An 11,982-nucleotide genomic window follows, 5' to 3' on the forward strand; every position below is an offset into this window, starting at 1 on the left:
CAGCAGCCGCTTGAGAGAAGCATCGGGGTCCAACAGTGGGGCAGGATCAAAATTCAGCGTGCTATACACCACTTTAATGCAGAAATGGCGTTAGGGAACAGGTTGGGGTGAAATTTTCAGGTTTTCGGCGCGGTTTCAAGCCGACGGTGCGATCAGGGGGTCTGTATGGACAGGGCCTCGTTTCGGCCGATGGATCAACCAGCGGCCGTCCGGGATTCAGGCACCGCCGTAGCGGCCTTCTTTTCGGCACCTGTGCGATAGAGCAGGCCGGCCACCAGGGCGGTGAAGGGTGCCACGGTAACCAGTCCGAAACTGCCCACCAGGATGTTGAGCACCTCGGCGGCGACAAACGGTGCGTTGAGGATATTGGCTGCCGGCAGTCCTTTGGCCATAAAGAGCAGAAACATGGTGATGTGGCTGCTGGAGTAGGCCAGCAGCAGCGTTGTCGTCATGGTACCGATGACTGCCCGTCCCACGCGCAGGCCCGCGCCGATGTGTTCGAACAGCCCGATTCCCGTATGGTTGTGTTTGATTTCATCCATGCACGCGGCGATGTCCATGGCCAGGTCCATGACGGCGCCGGATGAGGCGATGAACACGCTGGCGATAAAGATGTCGGTCAAACGCAGAGAGTAGTAGCCCGAGTAGAGCAGGGTTTCGGCGAAGGGGCGCACGGCGCCGTGGAGGGCAAAACCCTTGGCGAACCCGACGGCCAGCCCGCAGGTGAGCAGCACGCCCAACATCGAACCGGCGAAGGTGGCGATGCCGCGCCGGTTGAGCCCGCCGACGGAGAAAGTGATCACCGCCGTCAGCAGGGCCACCACCCCCAGCCCGGTGGATAGCGGCGGAAAGCCGGTAAGAATCAGAGGGAAAAACAGCTTCCACAGCACCATGGCCGCAAAGATGAAGGAGAGCATGGCCTTCAAGCCCGTGACCCCGGCCACAACCAGCAACAGCAGGCCGAAGAGGCCGATCAGCACCAGCTGCATCCGCAGCCGGTAGTGGCCGCGGGCCATGCCGTGCTTCGGATGTCCGTCAGCGGCATCGTATTCCACCAGCACCATCTCTCCGACGTCATAGAATTCGTCGAACTCCATCTTGCCGGTCAGCATGTTGGTGATTGACATTTCCCGGCCTTGGTGAGGGCCGTTGAGCAGCCGCACGGTAAGAAACTGGGCATCGGTCTTGACGATCAGGTTCTGCCGGACATGGGTGTTGTCCACCGCGCTGACCACGGCCCTGGCGTGAAGGCCGGTTGGTGCTTCGGGGATATGCGCGACATCGACAAACGCCAGAGCGATGCAGATGAGCGAGATGACGATCGAAAAAAGCCATTCGCGCCGCAAAGAGGTCATGCTGTCTCCTATCATCAAATAGGGATATGGATAAATAAAACGGCGCCACGATTAAATAACGGCGCCGTTTTGTCAGTTAAAAAAATGCCCGTTACGGGACACGGCCTATTTCTCTACCGGAAGTTGCTCACGGATGTCCATGGCCTTGGCCAGTTTCTTCGCAATGTCGGTGTTGTCGTAGAAACCCGCAAAGCGGATGGCTTCACGCCCCTGGGCGAAGAGCGGCACCGGCACGCCGGTGTGGGAGTAGGAAGTCCAGCCGATGCTGGCGTTTTCGTTGAGGATGTGGGTGATGGTCACGATGATGGGGTCGTAACCGCCGTAGAGCAGTTGGTTTTCGGCGGCGGCGTTGTCGTTGCTGCCGCACAGTGACTTGTCGTAGGCGTCTTCCAGCTTTTCCTTCTGGTAGTCGTTGAGGCTGGCGTAGTCCAGGCCGAAGGCGTGCGCCATCAGATCGATCATGTCCGTGTTGATGTCAGCGTTAGGGCAGCTATCTTTAAAAGCGGCTTTGTGGTCCGCCCACTCGTTCATTCCAAAATGCTCGTAGCTGTTGGTCTGGGCCATCAGTCGATCGTAATAAGCCACATAACCCGTCGTCGCGTGACCGATGGTCATACCGCCGGTTTCGTGATCGCCGGTGACCACGACCAGGGTCTCATGGGGATGTTTTTTGTAAAAATCCAAGGCGACGCCCACGGCGTTGTCGAAGTCGAGCATGTCGCCGATGGTGGCCACGGCGTCGTTGGCGTGACAGGCCCAGTCAATCTTTCCGCCTTCGACCATGATGAAAAAGCCCTCATCGCGACGATGGCCCCATTTGCGGCCTTTGTCGAACCGTTTGCCCCGCCGGCCGTCCTCATAAAGGTTGGCGATGGCCACCTCGGTCATCTCCGCCAGGGAGAGGTTTTCCTCCGGCTTGTCGATGGCATAGGGCATGGCGGCGCTGCCCGGCAGCACCGGGTTGATGCACACCACCTTGTCCCGGGGGTCGTCCTTTAAGGCCAGAATCGATTCGCGGCTATCGCGCACTTCGTAACCGTTGTCGGCGAGCAGATTCCATACATTCTCACCCGTATCTCCATCTTTTTTTGGCCCGGTGGGCGAGGCCAAGCCGCCTCCGCCGAAAAACGCATAGCCGGTATTGGCAAGCTGGGTGGCGATATTGTTCATAAAGTCCCGGCTCGTCACGCTGGCGTAGTAAGCCGCCGGGGTGGCGTGATCCAGGGAAACACTCGAAAGGATGCCGACCTTTTTGCCGTTTTCATGGGCCAGCTGGGCGATGCTCTTGTAGCTGAAGGTTTTGGTGTCGTCCATGCCGATGACGCCGCTCCGGGTTTTGAGGCCGCAGGCAAAGGCCGTGGCCGAGGAGGCCGAATCGGTCATCAGGGCGTGGGCGTCGTAGGTCGTCTGCATGCCCACCACGGGCATTTTGCTCATGTTCAACCGGTTCTCGGGGCTGAGCAGGTCCGCGGCCTCTGTTGCGGATCCGCCGTTGTAAGTCGTCAGGTAGGCTTCGGTGGCCTGAATCTGCGTGGCCGACATGCCGTCACCCAGGAAGAAAAACACATACTTCGGCTGCATGGCCATGGCCGTTGTGGCAATCAACAGCAGCATCGCGGCCAGAACCATGGAAGCCATATACTTGGTACCCTTCATAACAACCTCCTTTTAATTAAAACAGTTGCAATCGTGAACGCCAGGTTTCTTTTCAGCTTCAAAATCCTTTCCGCAAATTCCGGCATCACCCCCCTTCGCGTTTCCAGCCGGGTTGTTTCCGACCTGGCCCCATGGATAGGGGGGTAACGTTAGGGTGGCGTGAGGGTTGTTTTAAACTTTGGTTAGCCAGGCTATCAACCCATGGGGAAACAGGTACAGGCTGGATGAATGCTACCTGAGAGCGCTTTATGGCGATTACTTCGACGTCGACAGTGCCGGGCTGGAACCGGCGGAGGCGGTGAACCCGCTGGTGGTCAAGATCATGGATGAATTGGTTTCGATCTGTCGCAGAAGAAGCCGCAAAGCGTGTTATTCATAACCGGATTCATCGGCAACTGCCTTGGCCACTGCATCGATCAGGTGGTGCATGTCCAGGGCGTGGATGTCGCCGATATTGCCGATCCGAAACGTATCGCGGTCGGTGATTTTACCCGGATAAATGACAAAGCCTCGGGCCTTCAATTGATCGTAAAATCGCTGGAACCGCCATGCAGGATGCGTAGGACTTAAAAAGGCGGTGATGATGGGTGACTGCAGGTCGGTTGCCAGCAGCGGCTCAAAGTCTAGGCGTTGCATGCCCGCCACCAGGATGCGATGGTTCTCGCCGTATCTTGCATAGCGGGCGTTGACTCCCCCTTCGGCGGTCAGTTCCATAAGCGCCTGGAAAAGGGCCCGTACCACGTGGGTGGGCGAAGTGAAGCGCCATTTGCCGGGCTGCGCCTGCATGGTCCGCCACTGGTCATACAGATCCAGGCTTAAGGAGCGGGCCCGCTCATGCGTTCTTTCAAGCACGACCTCCCTGGCGATGACAAATCCGCAACCCGGCACCCCCTGGATGCATTTGTTGGCGCTGCTGACCAGATAGTCCGCGCCCATCATTGCCACATCCATGGGAATGCCACCGAAACTGCTCATGGCGTCGACGATGAATTGCCTGCCATGGGCCTTGACGATACGGCCGATGGCTTCCACCGGATTGAGCATGCCGGTGGTGGTTTCGCAGTGCACGACGGCCACGTGGGTGATGGCTCGATCCGCCTTCAAAGCTGCCTTCAGGCGATCCGGATCGGGCGGCGCCAGTTCGCCGCTGTCATGGACCGCATGGGCGATGCCGCAGCGCCTGGCAATTTCGGCGATTCGCCGGCCGTAGGCGCCGTTGGCCAGCACCAGCAATTTGCCTTCATGGGGAACCGCGGTGGTGATGGTGGCTTCCATGCAAAAGGTGCCGCTGCCCTGCATCAGCACGGCGGTGTAGCCCTCCTGATCGGTGGCCATTCTGACCAGGTGCTGCCGGATCTGCTGGACGATGGTGTTGTAATCGGCATCCCAGGTGCACCAGTCGCGAAGCATGGCGGCTTTCACCGTTTTGGTCGTACTCAAGGGGCCGGGGGTGAGCAACAGATAGGGATTGTCGGGCATTTGTTCAGGATTCATGGTTTTCCAGGCGTGGCTTAACGTTTTTGAAAAGCCTTTTCAAGGATGGAAAGGGCGTGGTCCAGTTGGTCGTCTGAGATGGTCAACGGTGGCGTCAGGGTCAGGAAGCTGCCGTGGGACACCTTGAAGCTGAGCCCCATTTCAAGGCACGCATACATGATCTGGTCGGCCTGATCAACCGCCGGTGTTTTTGCATGGCGATCCAGCACGAGGTCCATCCCGAAGAGCAGCCCCCGTCCGCGGACATCGCCGATGAGGTCAATACCCTCTTTCAGGGACAACAACCTTGCCAGCGCCCGGGATCCCAAGGTGGCCGAGCGCTCGACCAGGCCCTCGGAATGGATCACCTCGATGGTGGCCCGTGCCGCCGCGCAGGCCACCGGGTTTTTCTCGTGGGTATAGTGCCCCAGGGCCTTGTCCAGGGCGATATCCAGGTCCGTGCGGGCGACGATGGCCGCCAGGGGAAAGACACCGCCTCCCAGTCCTTTGCCCAGGATGAGAATGTCCGGCACCACCGCCTCGTGCTCGAAGGCCCACAGCCGGCCGGTGCGCCCCAGGCAGACAGCGGTTTCGTCGAAGATCAGCAGGGCGCCGTGCCGGTCGCAGGCCTCCCGGATGCGCTTCCAGTAGCCTGCCGGTGGCGGGTTTACCGCTGTGCAGCGCATGGGTTCGGCGATAACGGCGCCAATGTCAGCCTCCTTTTCCAGCACGTATTCGATGTAGCGGGCGCACTTCAGGCCACACGTGTCACAGTTCCCGCCGGGATCCCACAGGCAACGGTAGGGATCGGCCGGCGGGACATGCTCACAGCCCGGCAGCAATGGACCGATGCCTGTCCTGAAGAGCGATTCCCCGCCGACGGAGATGGCGTCCAGGGACGCGCCGTGAAAGGCATCCCACATGGAGATCGTCTTGAACCTGCCCGTGGCCATGCGCGCCAGTTTCAGGGCCATGCCCACCGCACTGGTGCCGCCGGGGGCCAACAGCACCTTGCCCAATGGATCCGGCGTGATGGCGGCCAGTGTTTCAGCCAGCTCGATGGCCGGAGCGTTGGTGTATCTGCGCGGGCAGAAGGGCATGCGCTTGAGTTGGTCCGTCACCGCCGCCATCACCCGGGGATGGCCGTAGCCGACCTGGTGGGCGCTGTTGCCGTGAAAGTCCAGCAGGGACCGTCCCTGGAGATCCGTAAGGGTGGCGCCCCGGCTTTCGGTCAGGACATTCAGGCAGGGCGTGGAGAGGCTCTGGTGCAGAAAGCAGCGGGAATCAACGTCCAGCCATGCTCGCGTCACACCGTCCACATGGCGGTCGTCCCACTGCCGGCGATGTATGGAGCGGTTGCTGTCTCCCTCACTCAGGTTGCCCATAAGGGTGTGGATCGGTTTTTCCATCGGATTAACATTTGATGAAATGGTAAAAAGTCGATTATCGGACGGTGCCGTCAACACTTGCCGAATCGCCGCGGCAGGGATGACCCCCAAACCCGCAGGGGATGGTCGCCCTTGGCCAGTCGCCGGTCGATTTCATCAACCACTTCCAGGCACTCCCAGATACCTTTGACCTGGTAGTGGGCTCCGGCTTCCCGGAAGCGGGTTGCGATGGCGGCCAGTCGCTGCTTCAGATCTCCGGGAGCAAGGACGTCGACCAAATCTTCAGGCAGACCCAGGGCATTGCCCGACTGGGTCAACCCGATGGTCCACATGCCGGCATTGCGCCCCTCCTGGATGTCATTGATGGTATCACCGATTTTGATCATTGATTCGAACGGATAGACCTGCAGCCGGATGGCGTTTTGATAACACATCCAGGGGAAAGGACGGCCGGCCGGCACATCCGACGAACAAACCACGCAATCCGGGGCGTAGCCTCGTTGGGCGGCTGCGGGGACCAGTGCCTCCATCATGGGCGCCGTGTAACCGGTGCAGGAGCCGATTTTGATGTTGCGTTGCCGCATGCCGTCCACAAACGGCAACAGACCGGCAATGGGATCGGCGTGCCGGGTGATGGCGCGGACCATCAGGGTTTCGGCCTGTGCGTAAAGGGCTGTCACATCATTCTCATCGGGCGCCTTGCCGTGCCTTTTTTCCCATTGTGCGCCAACATCCGGCAGCCTGCACATGCTGCGGATGTGCTGCATCTTCTCCAGGCCCATGAACTGCCGGGCATCCGTTATGGAGACGGTAATGTCGAATTTTGCGAACACATCGATAAATACGGCTGCCGGTCCCATGCAGCCATAATCGACGGCCGTTCCGGCCCAATCGAGAACCACCGCCTGGACGGGGCCGGTATAGGGAGTGTTTGGAACCAAGGTGGGCATCGCGGTTTTCCTTTACGTTTTTCTTGACCAGGTCATCAAAATGCTTAAATCGCCCAGGCCTGGTGGCGGATTTTCACCCGTCGGGTGAGAGCTCCGTACCCGGTGCGGACAGCCAGATTGGTGAGCAGGATCAGAACGGACATGGCGCAGGCCGGTGCCACATCGCCGGCGTCGTCCATGTTGGCAACCGCCACGGAGGCCAGCGGAATATCCGCCGAATAGAGAAAAATGACTGCCGACACCGTGGCCATGGAATTGACAAAAAAATACATGCCGATTTCGAGGATGGCGGGGATACACACGGGAACCGTGACCCGGGAAAAGGTTTTGGTGAAGGGTACGCCCATGGAGGCGGAAACCGTTTCAAACTCCCGGTCGAGCTGTTTGAGCGCCGTGGTGGCGGTCAGAAAACTGACCGCAAAGAAATGCACGATGTTGCTGATTACCAGGATGGCCATGGATGCATAAATGAAATTCAAGGGGTTGGGTATGAAGATGCCACCGACCTTCCAGCCCGGGGAATTGAAGAAGAAGATGTAGGCCAGGCCGATGACCAGGCCTGGCAGGGCCAGCGGAAGAATGGATAGAAAATAGGCCGTCTGGCGCAAGCTGTTCATCTGGCGGCTCTTTTCGATAAGATAGGCGCAGAGAAAGGCGATGGCGGTTCCGAAGACGGCGGAATAGAGGCTCATGCGAATGCTGTTGAAAAAGGCGGCATACCCGCCCCCGCCGGTGCCGCTGAACTGGTAGTGCCAGAATCCCAGGTCGAGATCGTAGGGCCAGACCTTGACCAGGGAGGCGTAGACCGCCGTGAGATAAAAACCGACTATCAGGAAGATGACCAGCGCGCAATAGCCCATCAACAGACCGTCACGCAACGGCTGCCGACGGGGTATCAGCGGAATCGATCGGGCGGCGATCAGGGCCACCTGTTTTCTCTGGAAGATGCGGTCGATGATGAAGGCGATCAGCGTGGGGATCATCAGGACCACGCTCACCACGGCGCCCATGGCAAAGTTCTGCTGGCCGATCACCTGCTTGTAGATGTCCGTGGCCAGGATATTGTAATTGCCGCCCACGACCTTGGGTGCGCCGAAATCGGTAAAGGCCAGGATAAAACAGACGAACACGGTGCTGATCAGACCGTAACGGATGCCCGGCAGGGTCACCGTGAAAAATATCCGCACCCGTCCGGCCCTAAGGGATTCGGCCGCTTCGTAAAGACGGGCGTCGGTTATGCTCAAGGCAATGCCAAGCATGAGAACCGCCTGGGGAAAAGTGAACAGCACTTCCGCAATGATGATGCCCACCGGACCGTAAAGATTGATGTCGATGCCGGGCAGAGCGCCGAAAAATCCCAGGGTGATCAATCCTTTGCGGCCGAACAGGTAGACCAGGGCGATGCCGTTGAGCAAGGTCGGTGCAAACAAGGGCATCATGGAGATGGCCTTGAAAAATCCTTTTCCGGCAAGCGGGGTGCGGGTCAGGGCATAGGCGAATAAAAAACCCAGTGATACGGAAATACAGGTGGTGCACATTGCTACGAACAGGCTGTTGTAAAGGGACTTGGCCAGCGACGGCGTCCTGAAATAGGTGCTAAAGTGGACCAGCCCAACAAAACGCCCATCGGCGTCGGTGATGCTTTTGGAAAACAGCTGAAACATGGGCAGCACCACGACCGCCAGCAGCCAGATGCACACCAGGATGATCAGCAGCCGCTTGATCCACAGTTCCTTGTCCAGGGTGACCCAGAAGTTTTGTGAGCGCGGGTCGATAGTGGCCGTAATCGTCGGTGCTATTTGATCGTTGATCATGTGGGGGCGTTTAAATGGTTAACAAAAGGTTGTCAGACTCCCTTGAGCCTTAGGACTGAAGATCCCTTTCGGCCCCATACACCCGCAGGCGATCGACAGGCAGGTGAACGGACAGCGTCGACTGTGGTGCAATGCCCAGACGGCGAACCGTCTCCGACGGTACATCCGCCCTGATGGTGGCAGGGTTACCAAAAGACACTTGGCGTTTGAGATCGATGCGAAAGAGCGACCCGCGGTATTCCATGGCTTCAACACGGGTGTGCAGCAGATTGGACATCGACGGGTCATGCTGAATCATGACATCCTCGGGCCGGATGGCGATGGTCACCCGGCTGCCAGACGGCAGTTGCCCGGTTCCGTTCTCGCTGTGGACGCTCAGGCGGGTTTCACCGATGTCATAGAAACCGGCCTCAATTTTTCGGGCATCCTCGATAAAATTCATGGCGCCGATGAAACCGGCCACAAAAGGGGTTGCCGGTTTATCGTAAACCTGACGCGGCGTACCGTCCTGGACCAGGCGTCCCTGATCGATGACCAGGATGCGGTCCGCCATGGTGAGGGCCTCTTCCTGATCATGGGTGACCATGACCGTGGTGATGCCCAGCCGCTGCTGCAACTGCCGGATCTCGCCCCGCAGCATTAGCCGGACCTTGGCGTCCAATGCGGACAGGGGCTCGTCCAGCAGCAGAAGATGCGGGGAGACGGCGATGGCCCGTGCCAGGGCCACCCGCTGCTGCTGCCCGCCGGAAAGTTTGGCCGGATGCCTGCGGCCCATGCCACGCAGCCCCACCAGGTCAAGGAGTTCGTCCACCCGCTGCTGGATGGCCTGGCGTGATTGTCTCTGGCTCTTGAGCCCGTAGGCGATGTTCTGCCGGGCGGTGAGGTTCGGGAACAGGGCATAGGATTGGAAGACGATGCCGACGTTGCGCCTGGACACCGGAAGCGAAGAGACATCCCGGCCTTCGATGATCACGTGTCCCCGGGTCTGCTTCTCCAGGCCGGCCACCGCACGCAGCAGGGTGGTCTTTCCGCACCCGCTGGGCCCGAGAACACAGATGAACTCGCCGCGCCGGGCCTGGAAAGAGACCTCCTTCAGCGCCGTAAAGCGGCCGAAGTCCTTGGATACCGATTGCACGTCAAGGTAGATGTCGGGGGTGCTCATCGCGTCTTTCCGGTATTTCCCTCCGCCCGTACCGGAATCCGGCTACGGTGAGGGGAAATAGTTGGGTCAAACAGTCGGGTGCGGGTAGAGACAACGGTTTTACTTGGCCTCGCTCTTGCCGTCATAACGCCTGGTCCATTCCGCAAGGATACGCGCACGGTTTTTGGCGGCCCAGTCAAAATCGTTCTCGATCAGCTGCCTCTCCGGTTCCGCGGGAAAGCCTTCGGGAATGGGCACGCCGGTGGCATAGGCCGTCACCGGATAGACCTGGGCATAGGATTTCATGATCTCCTCGCTGATGGCCCAGTCCAGAAAGGTTTTGGCGGCCGGTTTGAGGGTGGCTTTTTTGATCAGGCAGTTGGCCTCCACATCCCAGCCGGAGCCCTCCGTCGGAAATACGGTCAGCACCGGCTCACCTTTTTGCTTCTGCATGAATCCGCGATAGGCAAACGATATGCCGATGGCCACTTCCCCGGCCCCGGCCAGCTTGCAGGGTTTTGAACCGGAGTGGGTGTAGCGGGCGATATTGTCATGCAGTTTGTCGAGGTAGGCCCATCCCTTTTCTTCACCCATGGTCTGCAGGATAGCCGAAACCGTCAGAAAACCGGTTCCGGAGGAGGCCGGATTGGACATGGCCAACTGACCGCGGTACAGGGGGTCGAGGAGATCGTCGAACGATGCGGGTGTGGGCAGCTTCAGGTTGGCACATTCGATCGTGTTGACGCAAAAACCGGTCATCCAGGCCTTGATGCCGACCCAGTGGGGAGGATTTTGGGCGTCGCGCATTTTGGATCGCACCTTTTCCAACCCCTTGGGGGCGTAGGGTTCAACCATACCGGCCTGGTCACAAAGCATCAGGCTCGTGGCGGCAGTGCCCCAGACCACATCCGCCTGGGGATTGTCTTTCTCGGCCAGCAGTTTGGCGGTGATGATGCCGGTCGAGTCACGTACGATCTTGACCGTGATGGCCGGGTGGGCTTTTTTGAAGATCGCCAGATAGCCGGGAATTTCATCGTCCTCCAGGGCCGTGTAAACCAGCAGTTCCTCGGCGGCGGCGGCCCCGATGTAGACAAGGGAAAGAAATACCAGCAATGCTCCCAGAGCGATTCTCAGTTTGAAGCTTGGTTTTTTCATCACGGGGTCTCCTTAATCGTCGTTGCGGTTGAAACAGGCTCTCCCGCCGAACAGCGGGAGAGCGATTTCGGTTCAATGACCATGCGTTTGGTAATCAAGGTGGTGCTTGTCTGCGGAGGAGCAGTGGTTGATGGTTTACGCCGGAAGCATTGGTGTTTGGTTAGGCAACGGTTAGATTTTCATTAAGGCGATTCGGCTTCGATTGGAATTGGCTGAAACGGATTCATACCTGAACGCATCGCACCCCATATCACCCGGCGGTGCGGGTCACCACGGTCATGGGTGACCCAGGCGGGCCACTGGGACCCTTGAAGCGGTAGAAAATTCCTTCTGGGGCGGCAAACCAGTAATCGCTTTTCCAAAAGGGTGCCAGCATGCCCAAAAGCGTGAGCCGGATCCGCAGCAGTTCTTTCCGGTTTCCGTCCAGATCGATGGTTTCCACCCCCTTTTTGATGGCCCTGATCTTGTGCGCAGTCAGCGTGTCGCTCCGAATGGTCCAGAAGACCCGTTCGGTATCGTCAGAGGAGACCATTTCGCGTAAAGAGAGCGATGTGGCCTGGTACCACGGGCTATCGTCGATCTCGAGGCGTTTGTCCACCGGTGAGCCCTCAAACCTGCCGTGGACCACAATAGTGTGGTTCATGCGTTCAGCCGAAAGATCGGTTTGCCCGTTTTCGGCAACGACCTGCCAGTGGCGGGTATCATAGTCGGGACCGGTGGTGGTGACATGCCGTTCGACCGGGGAAGAATAGGTCAGGACGAGCAATGCACCTTTGCGCAGTCGCCAGGACACTTCTTTGACGGACTCACCGGTGACTTCCCGGTAGAAGTGGATCTCTTCAGGCATTTCGGGTGCAGCCACCGAGGTCGCGGCGGCCGCACAGAAAAGCGCCCCCACCAGGCACACCATCCATCCCCCATGGGACCACGTTCTGTGTGTCCTGTTCATTTTCATGGACATGCGAGTACCATAACTGTCCCGCATTTTGAAGTCTGTTGAAACGGATCGTCGTCATTTTTCCGATCCTAACGATATTCTAACATTTGAAC

General features: G+C 58.9%; 9 protein-coding genes. All 9 read right to left on the reverse strand.

Features of this window, described 5'->3' with window-relative positions; translation table 11 throughout:
* Nucleotides 1-194: 194 nt before the first annotated feature.
* Complete coding sequence (locus R6V78_RS08815; protein ID WP_410288977.1) at nt 195-1,355, reverse strand: YibE/F family protein; 1,161 nt, start codon at nt 1,353-1,355, stop codon at nt 195-197.
* A gap of 105 nt (nt 1,356-1,460) precedes the next feature.
* A complete protein-coding gene (locus tag R6V78_RS08820; protein WP_410288978.1) occupies nt 1,461-3,011 on the reverse strand; it encodes an alkaline phosphatase in 1,551 nt (516 codons plus the stop codon).
* Nucleotides 3,012-3,380: 369 nt separating this feature from the next.
* Complete coding sequence (gene phnW, locus R6V78_RS08825; RefSeq protein ID WP_410288979.1) at nt 3,381-4,505, reverse strand: 2-aminoethylphosphonate--pyruvate transaminase; 1,125 nt, start codon at nt 4,503-4,505, stop codon at nt 3,381-3,383.
* Nucleotides 4,506-4,522: 17 nt separating this feature from the next.
* Complete coding sequence (locus R6V78_RS08830) at nt 4,523-5,893, reverse strand: aspartate aminotransferase family protein (RefSeq protein WP_410288980.1); 1,371 nt, start codon at nt 5,891-5,893, stop codon at nt 4,523-4,525.
* A 50-nt stretch (nt 5,894-5,943) separates the two neighbouring features.
* The gene (gene phnX / locus R6V78_RS08835) at nt 5,944-6,822 is read right to left on the reverse strand and encodes a phosphonoacetaldehyde hydrolase (protein WP_410288981.1); all 879 of its coding nucleotides are present in this window, start codon (nt 6,820-6,822) and stop codon (nt 5,944-5,946) included.
* Nucleotides 6,823-6,866: 44 nt separating this feature from the next.
* A complete protein-coding gene (locus R6V78_RS08840; RefSeq protein ID WP_410288982.1) occupies nt 6,867-8,636 on the reverse strand; it encodes a putative 2-aminoethylphosphonate ABC transporter permease subunit in 1,770 nt (589 codons plus the stop codon).
* Nucleotides 8,637-8,685: 49 nt separating this feature from the next.
* Nucleotides 8,686-9,798, reverse strand: a complete 1,113-nt coding sequence (locus R6V78_RS08845; protein ID WP_410288983.1) for a putative 2-aminoethylphosphonate ABC transporter ATP-binding protein — start codon at nt 9,796-9,798, stop codon at nt 8,686-8,688.
* 99 nt (nt 9,799-9,897) lie between these two features.
* Nucleotides 9,898-10,932, reverse strand: coding sequence for a putative 2-aminoethylphosphonate ABC transporter substrate-binding protein (locus R6V78_RS08850; protein ID WP_410288984.1), 1,035 nt, complete (start codon nt 10,930-10,932; stop codon nt 9,898-9,900).
* Between the two features lie 250 nt (nt 10,933-11,182).
* Nucleotides 11,183-11,881, reverse strand: a complete 699-nt coding sequence (locus R6V78_RS08855) for a hypothetical protein (RefSeq protein WP_410288985.1) — start codon at nt 11,879-11,881, stop codon at nt 11,183-11,185.
* Between the last annotated feature and the right edge of the window lie 101 nt (nt 11,882-11,982).

It is taken from the genome of Desulfosarcina sp., assembly GCF_046496365.1.
Lineage (GTDB): Bacteria > Desulfobacterota > Desulfobacteria > Desulfobacterales > Desulfosarcinaceae > Desulfosarcina.